Origin of the sequence: Nonomuraea ceibae (assembly GCF_019396325.1) — a bacterium.
In the GTDB taxonomy this organism is placed as follows: domain Bacteria; phylum Actinomycetota; class Actinomycetes; order Streptosporangiales; family Streptosporangiaceae; genus Nonomuraea; species Nonomuraea ceibae.
In genome coordinates, this window is the sequence record NZ_JAHKRO010000095.1 from 1 (window position 1) to 21,855 (window position 21,855).

The 21,855-nt window shown below is 73.9% G+C and carries 23 protein-coding genes; 10 read left to right on the forward strand and 13 right to left on the reverse strand.

Annotated elements, in window-relative coordinates; all coding sequences use genetic code 11:
- Positions 1 to 976 (reverse strand): GNAT family N-acetyltransferase (locus KME80_RS37820; RefSeq protein WP_219512938.1); only part of this gene is annotated, 976 nt, incomplete at its 3' end.
- Positions 977 to 1,006: 30 nt separating this feature from the next.
- On the opposite strand from KME80_RS37820, the gene KME80_RS37825 reads away from it, so the two are divergent.
- Both KME80_RS37825 and KME80_RS37830 read left to right on the forward strand, forming a co-directional pair.
- Entirely contained in the window at positions 1,007 to 1,471 is a 465-nt protein-coding gene (locus KME80_RS37825) for a MarR family winged helix-turn-helix transcriptional regulator (RefSeq protein ID WP_246646418.1), read from the forward strand.
- A gap of 30 nt (positions 1,472 to 1,501) precedes the next feature.
- Positions 1,502 to 2,614: a hypothetical protein gene (locus KME80_RS37830; RefSeq protein ID WP_219512940.1), complete on the forward strand. Its 1,113-nt coding sequence runs from the start codon at positions 1,502 to 1,504 to the stop codon at positions 2,612 to 2,614.
- Here KME80_RS37830 and KME80_RS37835 read toward each other — a convergent pair.
- Together KME80_RS37835 and KME80_RS37840 are read right to left on the reverse strand one after the other, a co-directional pair.
- Positions 2,596 to 3,048 carry a RidA family protein gene (locus tag KME80_RS37835; protein ID WP_219512941.1) on the reverse strand — a complete coding sequence of 151 codons (453 nt, stop codon included), beginning with the start codon at positions 3,046 to 3,048 and terminating at the stop codon, positions 2,596 to 2,598. The two genes, KME80_RS37830 and KME80_RS37835, sit on opposite strands and share 19 nt — an antisense overlap.
- A complete protein-coding gene (locus KME80_RS37840; RefSeq protein WP_219512952.1) occupies positions 3,045 to 4,160 on the reverse strand; it encodes an aminotransferase class V-fold PLP-dependent enzyme in 1,116 nt (371 codons plus the stop codon). Before KME80_RS37840 ends, KME80_RS37835 begins: the two co-directional genes overlap by 4 nt.
- 169 nt (positions 4,161 to 4,329) lie before the next feature.
- Between KME80_RS37840 and KME80_RS37845 the strand changes: the two genes are divergently transcribed.
- On the forward strand, positions 4,330 to 5,145 hold the full coding sequence (locus KME80_RS37845; protein ID WP_219512969.1) for an IclR family transcriptional regulator: 816 nt from the start codon (positions 4,330 to 4,332) through the stop codon (positions 5,143 to 5,145).
- A 26-nt stretch (positions 5,146 to 5,171) separates the two neighbouring features.
- Here the strand turns inward: KME80_RS37845 and KME80_RS37850 are convergent, their stop codons facing one another.
- Complete coding sequence (locus tag KME80_RS37850; protein WP_219512971.1) at positions 5,172 to 6,158, reverse strand: alpha-ketoacid dehydrogenase subunit beta; 987 nt, start codon at positions 6,156 to 6,158, stop codon at positions 5,172 to 5,174.
- Entirely contained in the window at positions 6,151 to 7,113 is a 963-nt protein-coding gene (locus KME80_RS37855; RefSeq protein ID WP_219512980.1) for a thiamine pyrophosphate-dependent dehydrogenase E1 component subunit alpha, read from the reverse strand. The genes KME80_RS37850 and KME80_RS37855 overlap by 8 nt, the downstream gene beginning before the upstream one ends.
- 259 nt (positions 7,114 to 7,372) lie before the next feature.
- On the opposite strand from KME80_RS37855, the gene KME80_RS37860 reads away from it, so the two are divergent.
- Together KME80_RS37860 and KME80_RS37865 are read left to right on the forward strand one after the other, a co-directional pair.
- Positions 7,373 to 8,740: an MFS transporter gene (locus tag KME80_RS37860; protein WP_281427377.1), complete on the forward strand. Its 1,368-nt coding sequence runs from the start codon at positions 7,373 to 7,375 to the stop codon at positions 8,738 to 8,740.
- Positions 8,741 to 8,779: 39 nt separating this feature from the next.
- Complete coding sequence (locus KME80_RS37865) at positions 8,780 to 9,556, forward strand: AraC family transcriptional regulator (RefSeq protein ID WP_246646420.1); 777 nt, start codon at positions 8,780 to 8,782, stop codon at positions 9,554 to 9,556.
- A gap of 48 nt (positions 9,557 to 9,604) precedes the next feature.
- On the opposite strand, the gene KME80_RS37870 is transcribed toward KME80_RS37865, so the two are convergent.
- Complete coding sequence (locus KME80_RS37870) at positions 9,605 to 10,027, reverse strand: DUF6463 family protein (protein ID WP_219512983.1); 423 nt, start codon at positions 10,025 to 10,027, stop codon at positions 9,605 to 9,607.
- A 120-nt stretch (positions 10,028 to 10,147) separates the two neighbouring features.
- Complete coding sequence (locus tag KME80_RS37875) at positions 10,148 to 10,420, reverse strand: hypothetical protein (RefSeq protein WP_219512985.1); 273 nt, start codon at positions 10,418 to 10,420, stop codon at positions 10,148 to 10,150.
- A gap of 187 nt (positions 10,421 to 10,607) precedes the next feature.
- Between KME80_RS37875 and KME80_RS37880 the strand changes: the two genes are divergently transcribed.
- Together KME80_RS37880 and KME80_RS37885 are read left to right on the forward strand one after the other, a co-directional pair.
- Positions 10,608 to 11,558 carry an AraC family transcriptional regulator gene (locus tag KME80_RS37880; RefSeq protein ID WP_219512987.1) on the forward strand — a complete coding sequence of 317 codons (951 nt, stop codon included), beginning with the start codon at positions 10,608 to 10,610 and terminating at the stop codon, positions 11,556 to 11,558.
- A 65-nt stretch (positions 11,559 to 11,623) separates the two neighbouring features.
- Entirely contained in the window at positions 11,624 to 12,781 is a 1,158-nt protein-coding gene (locus KME80_RS37885) for an alpha/beta hydrolase family protein (protein WP_219513013.1), read from the forward strand.
- Positions 12,782 to 12,802: 21 nt separating this feature from the next.
- On the opposite strand, the gene KME80_RS37890 is transcribed toward KME80_RS37885, so the two are convergent.
- Together KME80_RS37890 and KME80_RS37895 are read right to left on the reverse strand one after the other, a co-directional pair.
- The gene (locus tag KME80_RS37890; protein WP_219513023.1) at positions 12,803 to 13,378 is read right to left on the reverse strand and encodes a DUF2867 domain-containing protein; all 576 of its coding nucleotides are present in this window, start codon (positions 13,376 to 13,378) and stop codon (positions 12,803 to 12,805) included.
- On the reverse strand, positions 13,375 to 15,300 hold the full coding sequence (locus tag KME80_RS37895) for a fumarylacetoacetate hydrolase family protein (protein ID WP_219513030.1): 1,926 nt from the start codon (positions 15,298 to 15,300) through the stop codon (positions 13,375 to 13,377). The genes KME80_RS37890 and KME80_RS37895 overlap by 4 nt, the downstream gene beginning before the upstream one ends.
- Before the next feature lie 57 nt (positions 15,301 to 15,357).
- Between KME80_RS37895 and KME80_RS37900 the strand changes: the two genes are divergently transcribed.
- A complete protein-coding gene (locus tag KME80_RS37900; protein WP_219513032.1) occupies positions 15,358 to 15,930 on the forward strand; it encodes a TetR/AcrR family transcriptional regulator in 573 nt (190 codons plus the stop codon).
- A 24-nt stretch (positions 15,931 to 15,954) separates the two neighbouring features.
- On the opposite strand, the gene KME80_RS37905 is transcribed toward KME80_RS37900, so the two are convergent.
- From KME80_RS37905 to KME80_RS37920, 4 genes are all read right to left on the reverse strand, one after another.
- Positions 15,955 to 17,235, reverse strand: a complete 1,281-nt coding sequence (locus KME80_RS37905) for a glycosyltransferase (RefSeq protein ID WP_219513034.1) — start codon at positions 17,233 to 17,235, stop codon at positions 15,955 to 15,957.
- Positions 17,228 to 17,830 carry a TetR/AcrR family transcriptional regulator gene (locus KME80_RS37910; protein ID WP_219513037.1) on the reverse strand — a complete coding sequence of 201 codons (603 nt, stop codon included), beginning with the start codon at positions 17,828 to 17,830 and terminating at the stop codon, positions 17,228 to 17,230. The genes KME80_RS37905 and KME80_RS37910 overlap by 8 nt, the downstream gene beginning before the upstream one ends.
- A gap of 88 nt (positions 17,831 to 17,918) precedes the next feature.
- On the reverse strand, positions 17,919 to 18,491 hold the full coding sequence (locus KME80_RS37915; RefSeq protein WP_219513039.1) for a hypothetical protein: 573 nt from the start codon (positions 18,489 to 18,491) through the stop codon (positions 17,919 to 17,921).
- 263 nt (positions 18,492 to 18,754) lie between these two features.
- Entirely contained in the window at positions 18,755 to 19,711 is a 957-nt protein-coding gene (locus KME80_RS37920) for a LysR family transcriptional regulator (protein ID WP_219513048.1), read from the reverse strand.
- A 92-nt stretch (positions 19,712 to 19,803) separates the two neighbouring features.
- Between KME80_RS37920 and KME80_RS37925 the strand changes: the two genes are divergently transcribed.
- Positions 19,804 to 20,973 carry an MFS transporter gene (locus tag KME80_RS37925; protein WP_219513051.1) on the forward strand — a complete coding sequence of 390 codons (1,170 nt, stop codon included), beginning with the start codon at positions 19,804 to 19,806 and terminating at the stop codon, positions 20,971 to 20,973.
- Complete coding sequence (locus KME80_RS37930; RefSeq protein ID WP_219513053.1) at positions 20,970 to 21,776, forward strand: alpha/beta fold hydrolase; 807 nt, start codon at positions 20,970 to 20,972, stop codon at positions 21,774 to 21,776. The genes KME80_RS37925 and KME80_RS37930 overlap by 4 nt, the downstream gene beginning before the upstream one ends.
- Positions 21,777 to 21,855: the final 79 nt, after the last annotated feature.

Below are 21,855 nucleotides of genomic sequence, written 5' to 3' on the forward strand. Positions count from 1 at the left end.
CGAGGTTGTGGCGGCTCCCGGCGCCGGTGGACAGCACGACGCGGCGGCAGTCCGCGTCGGCGGCGGCCTCGGCCCGGCGCAGCAGCCAGCGCCCGACACCCTGTCCGCGCAGGTCGGGGGCGACGCCGAGCCGGCCCACGTGCCAGTCGTCGCCCGCGCGCCGGGTGCGCACCATGCCCAGCAGCCGCCCGTCCCGCCACAGGCCCGTGCCCTGCCAGGCGCCCAGCCACGCGCGCACCTGCTCCAGCGACTCCCCCAGGGCGGGGATGTCCAGCGTGTCGTTGGCCTGCGCCTCGTCCACCCAGCAGCAGCGCTGGAGCACCAGGACCTCCGCCGCGTCGTCAGGAGTCAGCTCCCGGACGTACGAGCCCGGCAGCGGCCCCGGCGTCGCGCGGATCCGCTCGCGCATCGGACGCAGGGCGTGGGCGAGGCCGACGAGCTCGTCCAGGATCCCGGCGGCGGCCGAGTCGCGGGCGGCGTCCGGGCGTAGCCGCCCGTTCTCCACCGTGTCGGCGATGCGCAGCGCGACCGTGGCGCCCAGCGGCACCATGCGCAGTGTCGTCACCACCTGCTTGGCGTGCTGGACCGCTCGGGTGCCCGCCGAGGTGTTGCCGTAGCTGACGAACCCCATCGGCTTCCACGCCCACTCGCGGCCGAGGTAGTCCAGGGCGTTCTTGAACGTGGCCGGCATGCCGTAGTTGTACTCGGGCGTGACGGCGATGAAGCCGTCCGCGGCGTCCACCATCGCGCTCCACCGCTTGGTGTGCTCCTGCCGGTAGACGCCGGACGACGGGTGCTCCTCCTCGTCGAGGAACGGCAGGGCCAGGTCGCCGAGCGCCACGGGCACGAGCTCCACGCCGAGCTCGGCCGCCCGGGGTGCGATCGCGTCGATCAGCCACTCCCCCACGGCCGGGCCGAGGGCGCCGGGACGGGTGCTGCACACCAGGACGAGGACACGCGTAGTTTTCGTTGACATGGAAACGACCGTACCTGGTAACTTGTTTACATGTCAAAGAAGCAGTCTCACGCCACGGTGCGCTGGCTCGAAGCCGACGAGGAACGGGCGTGGCGTGCCCTGCGGCGCATGATGATCGCGGTCCAGACGCGCACCGCGCGCGACCTGGCCGAAGTCGGCCTGTCCGACCCTGATTACGAGGTGCTGAGCACGCTGTCCGAACGCCCCGGCCGCACCAGCACACTGCACGAGCAGGCCGCCAAGATGGGCTGGTCGCGCAGCCGCCTGTCCCGGCACGCCACCCGCATGGAGGCCCGCGGCCTGCTGCGGCGCGAGCCCGACCCGGACGACGGCCGGGGCTGCTACCTCGTCCTCACCGACCACGGCCTCGAAACGCTGGAGGACGCCGCCCCCGCCCACCTCGAATCGGTCCGCCGCCACGTCATCGACCGGCTCTCCCCCGCCGACCTGGCCGCCCTGGAGGAGATCGCCGGCAAACTGGAAGAACCCACCTGACCGGTGTGAAGCGTCCTAGGATGGGCCGCTATGCGGCTGGTCTGGGTCCTGCTTCTGCTGCTCACGGCGTGCGCCCCCAGCGCCGGATCACCCGCCAGGACGCCGGCGGACCCGGGCGGGTCGTGGCGGCTGACGCACACCTGGAACGGGTCCGGCGAGCACCGGTGGCACTCCGTCGCCGCCACGAGCTCGGGGCAGGCGTGGGCCTTCGTCGCGGGCGACCGGGCATTGATGATGCGGTGGGACGGGCGCGCCTGGCGGCGCACCGAGCCGCCCGGCTCCTTCACCCCGGCGGGCTACGGCTTCGGCTTCCGGACGTCACCGGCGGGTGACGACCTCTGGCTGGTGTCCGGCAGCGTGTGGCAGTGGGCGCGGGGCCAGTGGGTGAGACGCCCCCGGTCCTCTCCCTACGACGACCTCGACGTCAGGGACCTGGCGGTCCCGGCCAAGGGCGAGGCGTGGCTGGCCGAGACCGGCGAGTACGGAGGCTGGTACCTGCACCGGCGGGACGGCCGCAGGTGGAAGCCGGTGGTCAGTCCCGCGGGCGAGGCGGGTTCGGCATGGCTGGAACGGGTCGCCGCCTCCGGGCCCGATCAGGTCTGGGCGATCCAGCAGGCCGGCGGCGAGACCCAGGCCATTCGGTGGGAGGGCTCCCGGTGGAGCGTCCACCCCCTGCCCCAGGTCCCGGTCCCGTCCCCCAGCCCCACCAGCGCGGGCTGCGTCAACACGGGGTGGCCGAGGTTCTCGATCCAGGCGCTGGCCGTGCCTCGCCGTGACGACGCCTGGGCCGTGGGCTCGGTCCTGGTGGAGAAGCCCGGCGCCTGCCTGCGTTACACGGCCAAGGAGGGCGTGGTCCTGCGCTGGGCGGGCGGGACGTGGAGACGGGTGGAACGCCCGATGCCCGGGACCGCGCTGACCGTCGCGCGGGCGGACACCGAGGGCGGGGTGTGGATCGCGGCCAACCCCGACCAGGGGCGCAGACCGTACCTGCTGCACGTCAAGGACGGGCGGTGGACCGAGCACCCGCTCCCCGAGGGGCCGACCGAGATCATGGACCTCGCGCCGGTGCCCGGCACCGCCCGCGTGTGGGTGTACGCCAGGCAGGGCGGCCGGGTGTCGCAGCTCTACGAACTGGCCAGGTGACCCGGGCCGGGCCCCGGCGCCCGGAGGTCGCCGTCCACCGCGACGACGGCCTCGATCTCCACCGTGAGCGCCGGGTCGGCCAGCGCGGCGACGACGGCCAGGGAGTGCGCCGGGACGTCGCCGCCGGGATACCACGCGTCGAACACCTCGTCCCGGGCCGCACGGAAGCCGGGCAGATGCCCGGCGCCGGCCACGAAGGTCAGCAGCTTGACCACGTCGTCCGGTCCCGCCCCGCACGCGTCCAGCACGGACCGCAGGTTGGCGAACGCCTGGCGGGTCTGCGACAGGGCGTCCGGGCCCGCGAGCGAGCCGTCCGCCAGGTTCCCCACCTGCCCCGAGACGAACACCAGCGTGGTGCCTCCCGGCACCGCGGCCACGTGGCTGTAGCGGCCGACGGGCGCCGGGACCCCGGCGGGGTTCCAGCGGTTGATCATGACGCTCGCCTCTTCCGGTCTCGCAGCGCGTCGACGGCCCGTTCGACGTCGCCGCCGTCGTTGAAGTAGTGGAAGCCCACCCGCAGCCGGTCGCCGAGCAGGGTGGCGCGCACGCCCTCCCGGGCCAGCCGGGCCCGGACCGCGTCCGGGTCGCTGACGCGCACCACCGCGATGTGGCTCCCGCTGCCGGGAAGGGGGGCGCCGGCCTCCGTCTCGGCCACGCGCTCCCGGAACTCGGCGGCCAGCCGCAGGCAGTGGCGCTCGACCCGCTCGGCGTCGAGAGCGAGCAGGAGGTCCAGCGCGGGCAGCGCGCCGACCCAGGACAGCCAGGCGGGCGAGGTGTCGCAGCGCGCCGCGCTGCCGGCGGTGACGTACGGCCCGCCGAAGTACCCGTGCGGGGGCTCGGTGGACTTCCAGCTCGGCAGCAGCGGAACCAGCCCGCCGACGTGCTCGGGCGCCGTGACCAGCCAGGCGGCCCCGCGCGGGCACAGCATCCACTTGTAGCCGTGCACGGCGAGGTAGTCGGGGCGTACGCGGTCGAGGTCGAGGCGGAGCGCACCGAGCGACTGGGTCGCGTCGACGAACAGCCGCGCGCCCACGCCGTCCGCGGCCCGGCGCAGCGCGGGCAGGTCGGCGCGGTGGCCGTCGATCGACAGCACGTCGCTGACGGCGAGCAGCGTGGTGCGCGGATCGAGCGCCGCCACCAGGTCCTCGGTACGGGTGCGGCCGTCCCGGGGCGGCACCAGCGTCACCTCGTGCCCGGCGGACTCCAGTTGCCGCCACGGGAACAGGTTGCTCCGGAACTCCTGGGCGGGCACCACGATCCGGCCGGGCGGCAGGGACTTGGCGACCGTCGCGGCGGCCTCGGCGACCGAGCCCACGACGGCGACCCGCTCCTCGGCGACACCCAGCAGGCGGGCGACCGAGCTCCTGGCGGCGCCGGAGGCGCGGTCCCACTCCTGCCAGTCGAAGTCGCCGTACAGCCATGAGTCCAGGGCCGCCTGCAGCGCGTGCGCGACCTCGAGCGCGGCGGGCGGGCTCGCCGGCGTGTCCAGCCAGACGTGGCGCTGCAACGCGGGGAAGCGCGACCGGAACTGCTCGGAGCTGAGCATGTGATCCTTCCGGGTCCGTCGGTTCTGCGGTTGGCAGTATGGCCCGCGGCCCCGCGCACCGGCCCGGGGCCGGCCCGGCCTTTTCGCTATAGTCGAAAACTCGCTTCGACGGACCCGTGACCTGCCCGCTCACGGCATAGCGTGCGGGCGACCAGCCCGGGAGCCCAGCATGACCGACACCGCCGCGCCGCCATCCGCCGCCGAGAGCGACGGCAGCCTGCAGACCCTGCTGCGTGGCATCGACGTGCTGCGGGCCGTCGCCCTCGCGGACGGTCAGGCCACGGCCAAGAGCCTCAGCCGGCAGCTCGGCCTCAGCCTCGGCCGCTGCTACCACATCCTGCGCACGCTCAAGGCGGGCGGCTACGTCGTGCGGCTGCCCGGCGGGCGCATCGACGTCGGCCCGGGCGGCGCCTCCCTCGGCAGGCAGTTGCGTGCCAGGTTCGAGCCCCTTCCCGAGCTGTTCGCGATCCTGGCCAGGCTGCACGCCCGGACGCGGGAGACCTCGTACGTCAGCGGCTGGCACCACGGCGTCATCACCCTGCTGCAGTTCATCGCCGGTGAGCAGGCGCTCGGCGTACGCGGCCTGGACGTCGGCTACACCGGCGACACGCACGCCCGCGCCTCCTGCAAGGCGGTGCTGGCGCACCTGCCGCACGAACAGATCGAGATCATGTTCCGCGGGGTCGAGCTGCGGCGGCTGACCGCGCGCACCCTCGGCGACGTCGACAGCCTGACCGTGGAGCTCGGCAACATCCGCAGGCAGGGCTTCGCGCTCGACCTGGAGGAGTTCAGCGACGGCATCTGCTGCGCCTCCGCCGCGTACTTCGACCAGGACGGCGCTCCGGCGGGCTCGTACACGGTGTCGGTGCCCGCCACGCGGTTCAGGACCGCCCAGCGCGACCTGATCGCCGCCGTGCAGGAGGCCGCCGCCATCGCGACGAACCTCCTGCGCGGTCATCACCTGGCCGTCCCCGGCCGCGACTGACCAGGAGCCCGCCCGTCACGTGGCCGTCACGCGGTCGTCGCGGGCGCGACCATCGAGAGCAGCCGCCCGGCCACCGTGTCACGGCCGGGGATAGCGGCCCGCTGGAGCGCGGGCGCGGCGGGGATCCGCAGGTCCTCGGTGGCGATCCGCAGCGGCGGCGCCGACAGCGACACCCCGCGCTCGACCACCCGCGCGACGACCTCCGCGCCGAAGCCGCCGGTCAGGTTGGCCGCGTGGACCACCGCCAGGCGGCCCGTACGCGAGACGCTGTCCACGACGGTGTCCGTGTCGAACGGGTCGATCCAGCGGGCGTCGATCACCTCGACGCTGACGCCGGACGACTCCAGGACCCGGGCGGCCTCCAGCACCGTGTGCAGCATCGGCCCCCAGGTCACCACGGAGAGGTCGGACCCCGCGCGGTGGACGCGCGCGCCGCCGATCGGCGCCCGGGGCCCGTCCTGGTCGACCGGGCCCTTGAGCGAGTGGTAGAGCTCCCGGCTCTCGATGACGACGACCGGATCGTCGCAGCCGATCGCGGCCAGCAGCAGGTCGTAGGCGTCCTGCGGGGTGGCGGGCAGGCACACCCGCAGGCCGGGGACGTGCGCGAACAGCGCCTCCACGCTCTGGGAGTGCTGGGCGCAGGAACCGGGTGTCGCGCCCTGCTGGGTGCGTACGGTCATCGGCGCGGTCAGCCTGCCCCGGGAGACGTACCGGACGTTGGCCGCCTGGTTGATCAACTGGTCGAACGCGACGAACGCGAAGTCCGCCCACATGATCTCCACGATCGGCCGCAGCCCCATCATGGCCGCGCCCACGGCCCCGCCGAGGATGGCCGACTCGGAGATGGGCGTGTCGAAGACGCGCTCGCCGAACTCCCGGCGCAGGCGGCGGGTCACGCCGTGGACCCCGCCGGGGAGCGCGACGTCCTCGCCGAACAGCAGGGTGCCCGGGTCCTCCGAGAGGGCACGGCGCAGCGCGGCGTTGACGGCCTGGGCGTAGGTGATCTCAGCCATGCACGTGCTCCTTCACGGTGGCGGGGTCGGCCGGCGGAGCGGCGAGCGCGGTGACCGCCGCGGCCGCGATCTCGGCGCGCGCCCGGGCCTCGACCGCGGAGAGCTCCGCGTCGCCGGCCCCCGCCGCGCGCAGGGCCGAGGTCAGCACGACGATCGGCTCCGTGGCGCGGGCGGCCTCCACCTCGTCACGCGGCCGGTACGTCTGCGCGTCGCCGATGTAGTGGCCGACCAGCCGCTGGGTGTGCGCCTCGACGAGGACGGGCCCCCGGCCGGACCGGCAGGCGTCCACCGCCTCGGCGACCACGCGCCGGACGGCGCCGACGTCGTTGCCGTTCACCCACGAGCCCGGCATGCCGTACGCGGCGGCGCGCGAGACCAGGTCGTCGTCCCTGACCATCGCGGCGATCGGCGTCAGCTCGGAGTACCGGTTGTTCTCCACCAGGAAGACGACCGGCAGGTCGAAGGCGCTCGCCATGTTCATGGCCTCGTGGACGGCGCCCTGGTTCATCGCCCCGTCGCCGAACACCGCGAGCGCGACCCGGCCGGAGCCGTCGTACCGGGCGGCCAGCGCGGCGCCGACGGCGATGGGGGCGTGCGCACCCACGATGGAGTTCTCGCCGTAGAAGCCGTGGCCGGGATCCGACAGGTACGCCGAGCCGGCCCGCCCGCCGTTGGTGCCCGTCTCCCGGCCCAGCAACTCGGCGAACAGCGCCGCCGGGTCGGCGCCGCAGGCCAGCGCCCAGCCGTGGCCTCGGTAGGTGGCGAACACGGCGTCACGCGTCAGGTCGAGCGCGGCGCAGGCGCCCACCGGGACGGCCTCCTGGCCGATGCACAGGTGGACCGACCCGGCGATCCGCTCCTCGACCCGCAGGCGGGTGACGGTCTCCTCGAAGACCCGGATCCGCCACAGTCCGGCCAGATCCGCCAGTGCGGTTTGGGTAGGGGGATGAGGCAACGGGTCCGCCTTTCCTGGGAGTCGTGACGGCACTCACTGTGCGTCCGTCCCCCTGCCGCCTCCACCGCGCGACGGCCCGCTTTCGACTATCTGCAAATGAATCGCCCCCTCCGTCAGGGTGGCCGCGCCCCGGCGGCCGACGGGCAGGGACCGATGGGGTCGGCGGGCGCGCCGTCTACCCGTGTCCTCCATGCGACATGGTCTGGCCCCGTCGCGGATTGTGGCCATCGGCGGCGGATCATAGCGTCGTCGGGTGCCGATGATCGTGTTGTGTCTTGTCCAGTTCATGCTCGTGCTCGATGACACCGTCGTGAACGTCGCTCTGCCCAGCATCCGCGATGAGCTGGGATTCAGCGCGTCCGGGTTGCCCTGGGTCGTCAACGCCTACTTCCTGGCCTTCGGCGGGCTGCTGCTGTTGTGCGGCCGGATGGCGGATCTGCTGGGCCGCCGCCGCGTCTTCCTCATCGGGGTGGCGCTGTTCGGTGTGGCCAGCCTGGCCTGCGGGCTCGCGCAGGAGCCGTGGCAGCTCGTCGTCGGGCGGTTCGTGCAGGGCGCGGGTGCTGCGATGGCCGGCCCGGCGGCGATGTCGATGATCACGTTGCTGTATCCGGGACCGGAGGAGCGCACCAGGGCGCTCGGCGTCTGGGGCGGCATCGCCGCCCTGGGCGGGACCTCGGGCCTGGTGCTGTCCGGGGCGCTGACCGACCTGCTGTCCTGGCGGGGGATCTTCCTGATCAACCTGCCCGTCGTCGCCGTGGCCCTGGTGCTGCTCCCCCGCCTGATCCCCGAGTCCCGCGCTCCGGGCCGGCGCGGCCTCGACGTTCCCGGCGCGGTCCTGGTCACCGGCGCTGCGGTGTCGCTGGTGTACGGGCTGCTGCGGGCCGGAGAGACCGGCTGGAGCGACCCGGTCGCCGTCGGCGCCGTCGTGCTCTCTGCCGCCTTGGCGGTGGCGCTCCTGGTGGCCGAGTCACGGGCGGCGGCGCCGCTGGTGCCCCGGTCGTTCCTGGCCTCGCGGACGCGGGCGGTCGCCAACGGCGCGACCCTGCTGTTCTCGATGGCGATGTACGCCATGTCGTTCCTGCTCATGATCCAGATCCAGACCGTGCTGGGCTACAGCCCGCTCCTGGCCGGAATCTCCTACCTGCCCTACGGCGCCGGCATCCTGGCGGGCATGTGGCTGTCCTCCCGCATCTCGCTCAGGATCGGGACGCGCTGGGCGCTCCTGCTGGCGTTCCTGGTCAACATCGCCGGGCTGCTGCTGCTGTCCGGCGTGGCGGCGGGCGACACCTACGCCGCCCACGTCCTGCCCGGCATGCTCGTCCTGAGCCTGGGCAACGGGCTGAGCCTGCCCGTGCTGGCCGTGGCCGCGGTCGACGGCACCACCGAGGAGGACGCCGGTCTGGGATCGGCCCTGTTCACCTCCGTCCAGCAGATCGGCGGCGCCGTCGGGGTGGCCGCGCTGGCCGTCATGGGCTATGCGGACGGGCTCACCGCGGGCGCGGTCTGCGTGGCGCTCGGCGCGGTGCTCATCGCCGTGCTGCTGCCGTCGCGTGCCGTCAGCGGGAGCATTCCGGCCGCCGCTCCCGGTGAGGACCTCGCCCGAAGCGCTGGCCACGATCCGCGATGAGGTCACACCATGTCGCCGTGGGGACATAGTCTGCACAGCATGATCGAGGCCGGCGAGTCCGCGGTCCCGGCCGCGGTGGGCGTGATCGTCGTCGGGCACTTCCCGCTGTCGTCGGGAGAGTGGATCTCCCCGCACAGCCACACGCACCACCAGCTGGCCTGGACGCGGAGCGGCGTCCTCAGCGTCGCCGTGGACGACGCGTACTGGGTCCTGCCGCCCACCCGGGCCCTGTGGTTGCCGGCGGGGGTCGTCCACCGGACCGGCGCGACCCGCGACGCGCTGCTGTGCAGCCTCTATCTCGATCCGGCGCGGTGCGCCCTGGACTGGGCGGAGCCCACCGCGGTCGGCGTCGACGGGCTGCTGGCCCACCTGATCGCCCATCTCGCCCGTGAAGACCTCGCCGATGACGCGCGGCTGCGGGCCGAGGCGGTGGTGCTGGACCTGCTGCGCCCCTTGCCTGCCCTGCCCATCGACGTTCCGCTCCCCGTGGACGAACGCGTACGCGCCGTGGCCGGCACCCTGCTCGCCGACCCCTCCGACTCCCGGAGCCTGGACGCCCATGCCCGCTCCGTCGGAGTGAGCCGGCGCACCCTGACGCGGCTGTTCGTCCGTGACACGGGGATGAGCTTCGACCGCTGGCGCACGCACATGCGCCTGCGGGCCGCCCTGCCTCTCCTCGCCGAGGGCCGGCCGGTGTCGCAGGTGGCGCACACGGTGGGGTACGCGACCCCGAGCGCCTTCCTCGCGGCGTTCCGCCGGACCGTCGGCACCTCGCCCGGGCGCTACCTCAACGGAGAGGCCGTTCCGGACCTTTGAACCGGAACCGCAGCGGTCACCGGAAGACCCGCTGAGCCTGGGGAGGTGTCACCGGTCCAGCCCGGCCGTCGCCTCGGTGAGTGGCCGGGCCGTGCCGGTACGGCGCGCGGCGACGAGGCCGAGCACGCCGATGGCGACCATCAGCCAGCCGCCCGTGACCGGGAACTCGATGACGCACAGCAGGGCGCCGCTGATGATCAGGTACCAGCCGACCTGGGCCGGGAAACGTCCGGTGGCGTGGGCCAGCGTCCGGGCCAGGGTGCCCAGCGCCAGGAGCAGGATGCCGGCGGCGAAGAAGTAGAGCGTGTATTCGCGCTTGTAGTAGTCGGCGGCGGCGGTGTCGGCGGCGGAGGCCCAGAAGCCGTCGCCGGCCATGTCGGCCCAGGAGTTCGGCGTCGCGAGGGCGTAGGCGAAGTGCACGATCGCCAGCGCGATGATCAGGCGGGGAACCCATCGGGTCAGTGCGTTCATGTGGTGTGCTCCCACTCGTCCGGGCCAGGCGCGCAGGGTCGCGCTCGCTTACCAGGCGGACCATACCATACCGGATCGTATGGTCCTTTGCGCTGGTGAGCGAGCGCGCGCGGAGCCCGGTCAGCCCACTTGCTGGGCGCACTTGGAGAGCGCCTGCTCGGCCTCCTTGTTCCCCGTCAGGCCCTTGATGTCGTCGGCCGATTTGAGGGAGCCGTCCATGTAGCTTTGCAGGCTCTTCGCGTCACCGTATTTCAGGGCGACGTCCGCCAGGCAGGACAGGGCGGGCTCGGGCATGCCCTTCATGTCCGCCTCGGCCTTCAGCTTCTCCGTGAAGCTCGCCTTGTCCACGCCGCCGCCGCAGGAGGCGAGGCCGAGGGCGAGCGTCGTCGCCACGCATCCCAGCATGACGGAACGGACGGTACGGGAAAAACGCATGATGCGACCTTTCTGAGGTGCGGGAATCCACTGAATTCAAGGAGTAATTCGGCCGCCCGGGCATTTCACGGGCGGCCCCTCGTTCCTTGATCGGAAAAGGTACCATACAGAATGGTATGCCCTGCCGGGACGTACAATTCCGGCTGTGAATGGGACAATTGCGGCATCAGCGGTCAAATACGTGCTGGGCGCAAGCGAGGACCCCGAGCGGCTGGCCCGGGAGACCGGCCTGTCCGATCACGAGCTCCCCTCCCGCGTCCCCGCCGACGCCGTGGACGAGCTCTGGACCCGGGCGGCGAGGCTGAACGGCGACCCGGACTTCGGGCTGACGCTCGGGCGGGCGTACCAGCCGGGCACGTTCGGCCTGCTGGACTTCCTGTTCCTGAGCTCGGACACGCTGGCGGGCGCGTTCGGCGCCGCCGTACGGAACGTGGGAGTGCTCTCCACGGGCGGGTCGTACGGCTGGAGCGAGCACGACGGGCTGGTCACGCTGAGCCGGAGCCTGCCGACGCAGAACAGGCACGCGGTCACGTTCCTGCTCGGCTGGCAGCTCGCGCTCGTCCGCGTGGCCGCCGGGAAGCCGATCACCCCGGTCCACGTCGGGCTGGCCATGCCCGCGCCGCACCGTCACAGCGACCTGGCCGAGGCCTACGGCTCCCCCGCCGTCGACTTCGGCCGGCCGGCCAACTCGCTGACCTTCCGCCGCTCCGAACTGGAGATCCCGCTGGTCGGAGCCGATCCGGTGACGGCGGCGATGCTGCGGCGCCGGGCCGCGCAGCTCCTCCCCGCCGAGGAGAGCTGGCGGGACAGGGTGCGGGCCTACCAGGCGCAGCATCTCGGCGACCTGGAAGCCGCGGCCAGGCACTTCGCGATCAGCCCGCGCAGGCTCCAGGAACTGCTCAAGCGGGAGGGCACGAGCTGGCGGCGTGAGCTCGAAGCGGTCCGCGGCGACCTGGCGGTGGAGATGCTGGGCGACGGCAGCCTGCCGACGGCGGTGATCGCGCGGCGGCTGGGATATTCGGACGAGCGGGCCTTCCGCCGGGCCTTCCGCCGCACGTACGGAAGGTCGCCCCAGCAGCATCGCGGGGGCGCGTGAAAGGTCCCCCGGGCCACGCCTCCGGTCCTTACCGGCCGCCGCGGCGCGGCCGTAGCTTCGCCCCCATGACGCAGAACACCACGCTGCAGCGCAGCAACGCGACCCGCTATTTCTTCGGCGACCGCGACATGGACTTCATCTTCCAGTGGTCGCTGGGCGCGGCGAAGACCGGCGGGCTGGACTCCGGCGAGCTGTTCCACATCGCCTCCCGGATCGAGGACGGAGACACGGCCGGCTGGGTGGCGGAGTTCGAGGGCTTCGGCGACGCCCAGCGGGCCCTGGCCAAGCGGTGGGCCGGACAGGGCCGCAGGCGGAGCGCCGGCGAGGTCATGATGAAGGCCTACCACGCCTACCGGCAGGCGTGGCAGTTCGCCGGCCGCGGCGAGCGGTTCCTCCCGTTGATCTCCAAGTACGAGGCCGCCTTCAGGCGGGCCGTGGAGCTGCTGGCTCTCCCGATGACCTTCATCGAGGTGCCGTTCGAGGGCGCGTCGCTGCCGGGTCTGCGGATCGACGCCGGCCCCGGCACGCCCACGTTGATCGTGATCGGCGGCGGGGACACGAGCAAGGAGGACATGTACCACCTGGCCGGGCGCAACGCCTGGGAACGCGGCTACACCACGGTCATCGTCGACCTGCCGGGGCAGGGCAGCACGCCGCTGCGCGGGCTGCACCTGATGGCCGAGACCGAGCGGCCCGTCGGCGCGATCGTCGACCACCTGGTGGGGACCTACGGGCAGGACACCGCGAAGCTGGCGATCATCGGGTTCTCCGGCGGCGGCTACATGATCAGCCGGGCGCTGATGTCCGAGCGCAGGATCGCCGCCGGCGTCGCCAGCACCCCGATCCTCGACTTCGGCGCGGTGCTGCCCGTCGAGGTGGTCGAGGCGATGGCGACCGACGGGGCGATGAAGGACAGCTTCCGGATGTACCTGTGGCGCTCGGGCCTGGCCGAGCCCGTGGACTTCGCCCGTCTGCTGGCGACCTTCACCACCGACCCGGGCGAGATTCGCAGCGCGTTCCTGTCGATCGCCGGGCTGAGCGAGTCGCCGGTCCTCGTCGACCAGGCGCGGCGGTTCCACGAGGCGCTGCCGGTGGAGCGCAAGACCCTGCTGGAGTTCGACGCCGCCTCGGGCGCCGACGCGCACTGCCAGGTCAACAACCCGACCCGGCTCGCCCAGGAGGCCGTGGACTGGCTCGACGTGACACTCGGCGTACGGGCCTGACCCGGCGGGCCCCGGCGCCCGTCACGGGCTCCCGGCCCGCCAGCCCCTGCCGATCATCCGGACCAGCGCCGGGTCCACGACCAGGCGGCGGAAGGGGCGGATGACGGCCATGTACGCCCTGCCGAACAGGCCGTTCGGCTTGACCAGCACCGCCATCTGCCCCCGGTGGCCGCCCGTGCCGTCCGGGACCCAGCCGATGTGCATGACGGTGTGCACGGTGCGGTTGGCCAGCTCCGCCGCCCATTCGGCGCCGGTCAGATAGACGGAGGTGAGCGGCACCGCGCGGGGGTCCGGGCCGCGCGGGCCGTCACGCAGGTCGGCGGGCAGCCGGTGACGCAGTGACTCCACCCGCGTGCCGACGCCCGAGCCCGGCCCGTCCCAGCCGAACAGCGCGCCGAGCCTCCAGCGCAGCGCGAACAGCCACCGGCTCGGCCCGGAGAACCGGCCCGCGCCGCCCGCCATCTGGGCGACCAGCCGGTCCAGGTCGCCGGGGCCGCCGGGCGTGGGCAGCGCCCACACGTCCTCCAGCCGGAAGTCGGGTGCCACGGCGTGGATGCGCCACGGGACGGAGGTGTGGGCGGTGTCCGGAAGTCTCATGAGCGGGCGGCCTCCCATTCGGCCATCAGGGCGAACAGCGCGAACCTGTCGAGCACCGGCTGGCCGGGGCGGATCTCGCGATAGCGCTGGTAGACGTTGACCACGACCCGCTCGGCGTCCAGCCAGGCGGCGTACTGCGCCAGGTCGATCCCGAACGCCGCCTCCCGCAGGTCCAGGCCCTTGGCGTGGGCGGCGTCCGCCTGCTCGACGACGTGGCTCAGGTAGTCCCGTACGGCGCGGACGCCGGCGGCGTCGGTCACCGGGCCGTGGCCGGGCACGACGGTCGGCGCGTCCAGGGCGATCATCGTGTCGCAGGCGGCGATCCAGTTGGCGATCGGCCCACTCCACACGATCGGCGTGCAGCCGACGAACAGCAGATCCCCGGCGAACAGCACGCCCGCGTCGGGGACGTGGACGACCGTGTCGGCCCCGGTGTGCGCGGGGCCGAGGTCGAGCAGGCGCACCTCCCGCCCGCCCACCTCGACGCTCAGCCGCCGCTCGAAGGTCTGGTCGGGGGCGCGCAGCCGGATGCCGCCGAAGTCGTAGTCGCCGAAGCGCGCGCGCAGGTAGCGCGAGAGCGTCGGCCCGAGGTCCATCACCTGGAGGGCGGCCGTCAGCTCCGGCGGCAGCTCGGTGCGCATCTCGTGCGCGGTGCCCTCGGCGGCGATGACGCGCACCGAGCCGGCCAGCAGCTGCCCGCCGTGCGTGTGGTCGCCGTTGGCGTGGGTGAGCACGTGGTGGCTGATGGGGTGCCGGTCGGTGACGGGCCGCATGCCGTCCAGCATCGCGGCGGTGAGCCGCAGGTCGTACAGGGTGTCGACCAGCAGCGACGCGCCGTCTCCGGCGACCAGCCCGGCGTTGCTGCGGCCGTAGCCGCCGTCCGGCAGCAGCCATGCCCACACGCCGTCGCCGACCTGGTGCAGACCTTCGGTGTACGGCACGGCGGAGCGGGCCGGGTTGACCCGCGCGGGACGCGGGACGGCGGCCGGGTCGGGCCGCCGCGGCAGCGGGTGCGGGGCGGTGGCGGCGCGCACGGTCTGCCGCACCTCCCCCAGCCCGTCGGCGCGCAGCCGGACCACGTCGCCGTCCTTGAGCCAGCCGCGGAACGCGCCGAGGTCGCCGAAGTCGAGGTGTTCGAGCAGGCAGCAGCCGGGCACGGTGCCTGAGCCGAAGACGTCCCCGGGCCGGAGCTCCACGCCGCGCGAGGCGTACGAGACGACCTCGGCGAAGGACCAGTCCATGGCGTCGGTGCGGCCTTCGCCGACCACCTCGCTGTTGACCTCGGCGCGGACGCCGAGCGCGAGCCTGCCGTCCGGGCCCGTGGGCAGCTCGTCGGGGGTGACCAGCCACGGCCCGAGCGTGGTCGCCCCGTCCTTGCCCTTGGCCTGCCCGATCTTGAGCTGGCTCTCCAGCCCTTGCAGGTCGCGGGCGCTCCAGTCGCACATCAGCGTGTAGCCGGCGATGTGGCTCCCGGCCTGCTCGGGGGTCAGGTCGCGGCCCGGGGCGCCGATCACCGCGGCGATCTCCAGCTCGAAGTCGAACCAGGCGCTGCCGGGCGAGACGGGCACGTCGTCGTGCGGCCCGACGACGGTGGCGGGGTTGCCGAAGTAGAAGGCCGGGATCTCGTACCAGGTCGGTTCGAGCTCGCCGGAGGCGCCCATGGCGCGCAGGCAGCCGCGCATGTGGTCGAGGAAGCACAGGCAGTCGCGGATGGACGGGGGCGTGGGGATCGGCGCCTTCAGCGTGACGCCGGCCAGCGGGACGACCTCGCCCGGCTCGGCCAGTGCCCGCTCCCCCGCCTCCCGCAGCCCGCCGGCGAGCAGCCCGGCGAGCGTGACGCCGGGCGGGAGGGGGTGGACGAGGTCACCGTCGAGGACCCCGGCTCGGTCGCCGTCGGCGGTGGCATAGGTGACGAAGCGCACGATGCTCTCCTGTGTTAGCCAACATAGAATATGGTTGCTAGCACACAAGGAGGGTGTGTGACAACGCGACGAGAGCAGACCAGCCACGAGAGCCGCGAGCTGATCCTCACCGCGGCCGCGGAGCTGTTCGCCGAGAAGGGCTACCGGCAGACCACGTTCGTCGACGTGGCCGAGCGGTCCGGGATCAGCAGGGGCTCCATCCCCTGGCACTTCGGCAGCAAGGAGGGCCTGCTCCTGGCCGTGCTCGAACGCTCGGTGGCGGCGATCCGCGCGGGCCTCGACGCCGACGAGCCGGACCCCGGGCCGCTCTGGGAGGCGGAGGACGAGTTCGAGGCGCTGTTCACCGCGCCGACCACCAAGCTGTTCGTCACGCTCCTGGTCGAGGCGCTGGAGCCGGGCTCCCCCATCCAGAGCCGCTACGCCGAGATCCACGCCACCCTGCGCGAGCACCTCCTGCGCAGGCTGCGACGGGCGCCGCTGCCCGCCGGGGTGTCGGCAGACGCGCTGGCCGTGGTGATCGTCGGCGCGGGCATCGGCATCTTTCAACAATGGCTGCTGGCGCCCGACCAGGTCGACGCCGGGCAGGCGCTCGCGACGCTCCGCACGATGGTGGCCGCGCTGGTGCCGTGATCGGCGTCCCGCAGGCGTCGCGGATCAGCGCCGCGACGGCCCGCCGACGGCGCGGGCGGCCAGGGACTCCAGCTCGGCCACCGCGAGGTCGGCGGCCGTCTCGGCGGCGATCTCGTCCGCCAGCCGGCGCGCCTCGCGCCGGAAGGACCCGTCGTGCAGGACCCGGCCGGCCGCGCGGGCGATCGTCCTGGCCGAGGCGCCCTTGCCCACGACCAGCCCGGCCCCGGCGTGCTCGACGCGGCGGGCGACCTCGCCCTGGTCCCGGCCGAGCGGCACGCAGACCAGGGGCACGCCCGCCGCCAGGGACTTGACGGCCGTGCCGTGCCCGGCGTGGGTGATCGTCAGCGCGGCGTGGGGCAGGACGGCGCTGTGCGGGGCGGTGGCGGTGACCAGCACGTTGCCGGGCGCGCGGACCGTCGCCGGGTCCACGGCCGGGCCGGTGGTCAGCAGCCCGCGCACGGGCAGCGTGCCGAGGGCCTGGGCGATGCGGTCGAGCAGCGCGCGCTGGTTCATGAACGTCGAGCTGAGGCTGACCAGCGCCAGCGGCGCGTCGCCCGGGGGCAGCTCCAGCTCCCCCACCCAGACGGGGTCGTCCAGCCGGGGCCCGGCGTGGCGGACGTGGTCGGGGAAGCGCCGTCCCGGGTAGTCGAGCGCGCGCGGCGACAGCACGAGGAACCGGTCGACGCGGGAGAACGCGCTGATGACCGACTCCACCGGCCGCAGCCCGTTGGCGGTGCGGGCCGCGTTGAGCGCCGGCAGGCCCTTGGCCCACGGCCTGAGCGTCATCTCCGCCACGATCCGGTCACGCAGGCGGGCCAGCGGGCCGGTGGCGGGCTTGAGGCCGGGCCCGAACGGCGGCGCCCCGGGGGTGGCGAACGGGTAGAGGGTCGTGCCGAGGGCGGCCACCGGGATCCCGGCGGCCTCACCGGCGGTGAGCGTACCCAGCAGGGAGAAGTCGGAGACCAGCACGTCGGCCGGGTGGGCGCGCAGCTCGGCCAGCGTGTCGCGGGCGAAGTCGGCCGCGGGCCCGCAGACGAGCCGGTCGCGCAGCCGGGCGAACGCGCCCATCGGCGTGCGGGCCTCGAAGTCCTTCAGCAGGTCCTGCGCCGGGTCGGTGGTGTCGCCCTGGGGCGCCGTCGTCCAGGCGACGGGCTCCGCGCCGGTGGCGGCGACCTCGTCGTGCAGCGACCTGTCCGCCAGCACCCGGACGCGGTGGCCGCGCTCGCGCAGCGCGCGGGCGACCGAGAGGGTGGGCGGCACGGCTCCGCCGCCGGACCAGGTGGCGAACAGGAAACTGCTACTCATGGTCACTCTTTCGCGGGTCGATCGAGGTCAACAGGTCACGCATGGCGCGTTCGGCGTCGGCGCGGGCCAGGCCGAGGTCGCGCCGCCACAGCTTCCACAGGCAGACGTCGGTGGCGGCGTAGTGCAGGTTCAGCGCGTGCTCGCGGGCGGGGCCGCCGTCGGGGAGCCGGTCGGCGAAGACGCGCTCCAGCCAGGCCCGGTGCTGGGCGCGGGCATGGGCGGCGGCCCTGCCGATGGCCGGGACGCGGTCGACCTGCGCGATCCACAGCGTCACGGCGTCGCCGTCGCGCTCGTAGTCGTCGAACAGCGCCGCCACGATCGCCGCCACGTCGCCGGCCGGGGCCTGGCGGGTGTCGGAGATCCGGGCGGCGAGCCAGTCGGCGACGGCGTCGGCCAGCTCCTCCTTGCCGCCGAAGCGGTTGACGATCGTCTGCACGGACACGCCCGCCGCGTCGGCGACGTGCTGCAGCGTGACGTCGTCGTACCAGTGGCGCATCCACAGTCCCGCCGCCGCCTCCAGCACCCGCGCGCGGGTGGCCTCCACGGCGGCGGCGCGGGCTCCCATCCGGTACGGACGCCTGCTCTCAGTTTGCATGGAGTCATTACTATATTGAATTGGGTCGCCGGTCAAATGAAAAACGGGGCCCGCCGGTAACGGCGAGCCCCTGAACGCGATCTACACCTCAGCCGAGGATGACCGTGGCGTACCGGTATCTCGTGCTGCCGTTCTCGTCACCCCAGTGCGCGCGGCCGACCATGACCTCGCCCGGGGTGCCGTGCGAGTAGTGGCTGCTCTCCTTGAGGTTCCCCGTCCACACGTGGGCCGCCAGACGCAACTGCCGCCCCTGCCAGTGGAGGGTGGCGGGCCGGTACCGCGTGCTGCCGTTCTCGTCCCCCGTGTGCCACCGGCCGGCGATCGCCTGGTCGGCGGGCGTCTCGTAGAACGAGCTGCTCTCCCTCTGCGGTTCGCTCCACGCCCCCGGCGAGACCACGGCCTGCTCCCCGTTGACGAGGACCCGGCTGCAGTAGTAGGTCGTGTAGCCGTTCTCGTCCCCGCTGTGCTTGCGCCCCGTGATCACCTCGTTGAGCGGGCAGGTGAACGCCACGCCGCTCGACTCCTTGAACGTGGAGGTGTGCTGGAGCTGGGTCGTGATCGTCACCTCCGCGCTCTGCGAGGTGGTCGCGGCCGCGGGGGCCGCAGGCAGGGCGGCCAGGGCGGCCGTCGCCGCTACAGCGGATAGCACCTTCTTGTACACGCTCTTCGTCCTCCGGTTTCGTTTCCGATGTCGTCCGGTGGGCACCGAGTGCGTGAGCTTTTCAGCGCACGCCATCCCGCGCGATCGGTGACGCCCCGTTTGTCCCGTACTGCGGGCACGGCGCCTGGAAGGCGCCGCATGGGATGGTGATCACATGCTGGCCGCTGAGGCACCGCCGATTCGTCCGCCTGACGGGTGATCTCCGATCCGCCGCGCGGATTACCTCCCGCCGGCGCGCGCGGGAGGTCTCGATCGCGTGAGGGTCAGCCAGTGGCCGGCGTGGGCTGGCTCGCCTCGGGCTCGGGCAGCCAGGCGTCGTCAGGTGCGGCGAGCCAGTCGTGGGCGGCGGCGAGGTCGTCCACGGCCCGGTGCAGGGCGCGCAGGCCGGGATGGTCGCCGTCGGCCCGCCAGATCATCATCCACGGGAACACCGCGACCGGCTCGACCAGCGGGCGCAGCACCGCGCCGGGGATCGCGGGCTGGGTGGTCAGGGTGAGAATGGGCGCGTCACGGTCGCGGATGTGCTGGGCGAGCTCGTCGCCGCCCCGCACGTGCGGGTGCGCCATCGCCGGGTCGACCCCGAACGGCGCCAGCAACTGCAGGACGGCGTGCTCCCACCCGGGCGTCGCGTGGTCGCCGGCCCGGATGCACGGGCTGGTGCCGCGCAACGACTCCAGCGGCACGGCCGACAGCCTGGCCAGGGGGTGCAGCTCGGGCACCAGCACCGCGATGGGCTCGTGGCGTACGGGACGCTGGCGCAGGCCCTCGAGCGCGCCCGGGCCGCGGCCGAACGTGACGTCCAGCCGCCCGTCCAGCAGCAGCGGCGACGCCGCCTCGGTGCCGTTGTGGAAGCGGGCGAAGAACTCCACCTCGGGCGCGAGCCGACGCGCGGCGGCCAGCACCAGCGCGGGCGTGAGGCCGGAGCCGACGACGTCGACGGTGAGCGAGCGGGGCTCGCCGCGCAGCTCCAGCATGGTCGCGTCGTAGAGCCCGAGGATCTCGCGGGCCCGCGCCAGCAGGAGGCGGCCCTCCGGCGTGAGCGTCACCCGGCGGGTGGTGCGTTCCAGCAGCTTGCGGCCCACTCGGTCCTCCAGCCTGCGCACGTCGCGGCTGAGCGCCTGCTGCGCCACGAACAGGCGCTGGGCCGCCCGGCTGAAGTGCAACTCCTCGGCCACGGCCACGTAGTGGCGCAGCAGGCGGATCTCCACGTCGTCAGGCATGCTTCCTTCCTAGCCGATTGACGCATCCGGTGCGTGAATCGCCTTCGAACAGGTGTTGGACCCGCGCGGGGCGCCACCACCAGGATCGAGGCATGGCCGGACGAGGAACGATCACGCTCAGCTACGGGCTGACGGGCGTCATGAACGCGCTGTGGGGCGCCACGCTCCCGGCGACCGACGCGCGCCTGGAGCTCGGGCCGGGCCGGGTCAGCGCGCTGCTGATGGCGCTGGCCGTCGGCGCGCTCGTGGCCATGCCGGTGGCGGGCCGCCTGGCCGACCGCTGGACCGGGCGGGCCCTGCTGCGCGTCTGCGCCCCGGCGGCGGCGCTCGCGCTGACCGGGCCGGCGCTCGCGGCGGACGCGGGGACGCTGATGGCCTCGGCGGTGGTGTTCGGGATGCTGTCCGGGATGCTCAACGTGGCACTCAGCCTCCAGGCGGCGGCCGTCGAGCGGGCGCTCGACCGGCCGATCATGGCGGGCGTGCACGGCGCCTGGACGCTCGGCGCGGTCGCGGGCGGCGCGGCAGTCACGGCGGCCCTGCGCGCGGGCGTCGACGTGCGGGTGCTGATGGCGGCGGGCGCGCTCGCCCTGACCGCAGCCCTGACCGCCGTGAAGGGCGCCCCGGACGCCCCCGCGCCCCCGGCCCCGCCCGTGCCCGGCACCCGGGCGCCGGGGCGGCTGCTCCTGCTGGGAGTGATCGGCGCGGCGGCGTTCGTCAGCGAGGGCGCCGCCACCGACTGGGCCGGGCTGCACGCCACCCGCGTCCTGGGCGCGGACCCGGCCACCGGCTCGCTCGTCTACACGGTCTTCTTCGTCGCGATGACGGTCGTGCGCTTCACCGGCGACGCCCTGCGCTCGCGGCTCGGCGCCGGCCGCACGATCCGGCTGGCCGGCTCGACCGCCACCGTCGGCTACGGCCTCGTCCTGCTCGCCGGCGCGCTGCCCGCGAGCGCGCGGGTGGAGTGCGCGATGGCCGGCTGGGCGCTCGCGGGCGCCGGCATGGCCGTCGTCTGGCCGATCGTGGCCAGCCGGCTGGGCGCCGCCGACGGAGCAGCCCGCCGGCTGTCGGCCGTCACCACCATCAGCTACGGCGGCGGCCTCGTCGGCCCCGCCCTCATCGGGTACGTCGCGACGACCGCGACGCTGTCCCTCGCCCTGGTGATCCCGGCGGCGCTCGCGCTGCTCGTGGCCACCGTCGCACCACCCCTGCTGAACGCGGTCACCAGGACCGCGTCCGACACCCTGTCCAGGAGGACATCATGACCGTTTCCACGCTCCGCGTCCCGGACGCCCGCCTGCACTTCGAGGTACGCGGCCGGGGCCCGCTCGTGGCGCTCGTCGGCGCGCCGATGGACGCCGACGCCTTCGCCCCGCTGGCCGGCCTGCTCGCCGCCGACCACACCGTGCTCACCGCGGACCCGCGCGGCATCAGGCGCAGCGTGCTCGACGACCCCGCCCAGGACTCCACCCCCGAGCTGCGCGCCGACGACCTGCACCGGCTGATCGCCCACGTGGACGCCGGACCCGCCGTGGTGTTCGGCTCCAGCGGCGGCGCCGTCACCGCGCTCGCCCACGCCCAGGCCCACTCCGGGCAGCTGCGCGGCGTCATCGCCCACGAACCGCCGCTCGTCGAGCTCCTGGACGACCGCGACAAGCTGCACGCCCAGACCGACGACATGGTCGCCGCCTACCTCGGCGGCGACGTCATCGGGGCGTGGGCGGCGTTCATGGCGCAGGCGGACATCGCGCTGCCCGAGGGGGCGCTGGAGATGATGTTCGGCGGCGAACGCGATCCGCAGCACGTCGCCGACGAGCGCCGCTGGTTCGCCCACGAGCTGCGCGGCACCACCCGCTGGCGGCCCGACCTGGGCCTGCTCCGCTCCGCGCCCGGCCTGGTCGTCGGGGTCGGCGCGGAGTCGGCCGGGCAGCTCTGCGACCGCGCCTCCCGCGCGCTGGGGAACGCGCTCGGCCTCGACGCCGTCGTGTTCCCTGGCGACCACACGGGCTTCGCCGACGACCCCACGGCGTTCGCCCCCGTCCTGCGCGCCGTCCTGGCCCGGCTCTGACAGCTCCGGGCACGTACGCATGGGTCGGCGCTTTCGATCGATACGTAAGCGAAACCGCTAGATTGGGCGGGACAAGCTC

Bases quoted from the DNA above. Each gene is read 5' to 3' on its own strand.
- KME80_RS37825 (WP_246646418.1), top strand. From the start codon at position 1,007: ATGTCAAAGAAGCAGTCTCACGCCACGGTGCGCTGGCTCGAAGCCGAC.
- KME80_RS37830 (WP_219512940.1), top strand. From the start codon at position 1,502: ATGCGGCTGGTCTGGGTCCTGCTTCTGCTGCTCACGGCGTGCGCCCCC.
- KME80_RS37835 (WP_219512941.1), bottom strand. From the start codon at position 3,048: ATGATCAACCGCTGGAACCCCGCCGGGGTCCCGGCGCCCGTCGGCCGC.
- KME80_RS37840 (WP_219512952.1), bottom strand. From the start codon at position 4,160: ATGCTCAGCTCCGAGCAGTTCCGGTCGCGCTTCCCCGCGTTGCAGCGC.
- KME80_RS37845 (WP_219512969.1), top strand. From the start codon at position 4,330: ATGACCGACACCGCCGCGCCGCCATCCGCCGCCGAGAGCGACGGCAGC.
- KME80_RS37850 (WP_219512971.1), bottom strand. From the start codon at position 6,158: ATGGCTGAGATCACCTACGCCCAGGCCGTCAACGCCGCGCTGCGCCGT.
- KME80_RS37860 (WP_281427377.1), top strand. From the start codon at position 7,373: ATGATCGTGTTGTGTCTTGTCCAGTTCATGCTCGTGCTCGATGACACC.
- KME80_RS37865 (WP_246646420.1), top strand. From the start codon at position 8,780: ATGATCGAGGCCGGCGAGTCCGCGGTCCCGGCCGCGGTGGGCGTGATC.
- KME80_RS37870 (WP_219512983.1), bottom strand. From the start codon at position 10,027: ATGAACGCACTGACCCGATGGGTTCCCCGCCTGATCATCGCGCTGGCG.
- KME80_RS37885 (WP_219513013.1), top strand. From the start codon at position 11,624: ATGACGCAGAACACCACGCTGCAGCGCAGCAACGCGACCCGCTATTTC.
- KME80_RS37890 (WP_219513023.1), bottom strand. From the start codon at position 13,378: ATGAGACTTCCGGACACCGCCCACACCTCCGTCCCGTGGCGCATCCAC.
- KME80_RS37905 (WP_219513034.1), bottom strand. From the start codon at position 17,235: ATGAGTAGCAGTTTCCTGTTCGCCACCTGGTCCGGCGGCGGAGCCGTG.
- KME80_RS37910 (WP_219513037.1), bottom strand. From the start codon at position 17,830: ATGCAAACTGAGAGCAGGCGTCCGTACCGGATGGGAGCCCGCGCCGCC.
- KME80_RS37920 (WP_219513048.1), bottom strand. From the start codon at position 19,711: ATGCCTGACGACGTGGAGATCCGCCTGCTGCGCCACTACGTGGCCGTG.
- KME80_RS37925 (WP_219513051.1), top strand. From the start codon at position 19,804: ATGGCCGGACGAGGAACGATCACGCTCAGCTACGGGCTGACGGGCGTC.
- KME80_RS37930 (WP_219513053.1), top strand. From the start codon at position 20,970: ATGACCGTTTCCACGCTCCGCGTCCCGGACGCCCGCCTGCACTTCGAG.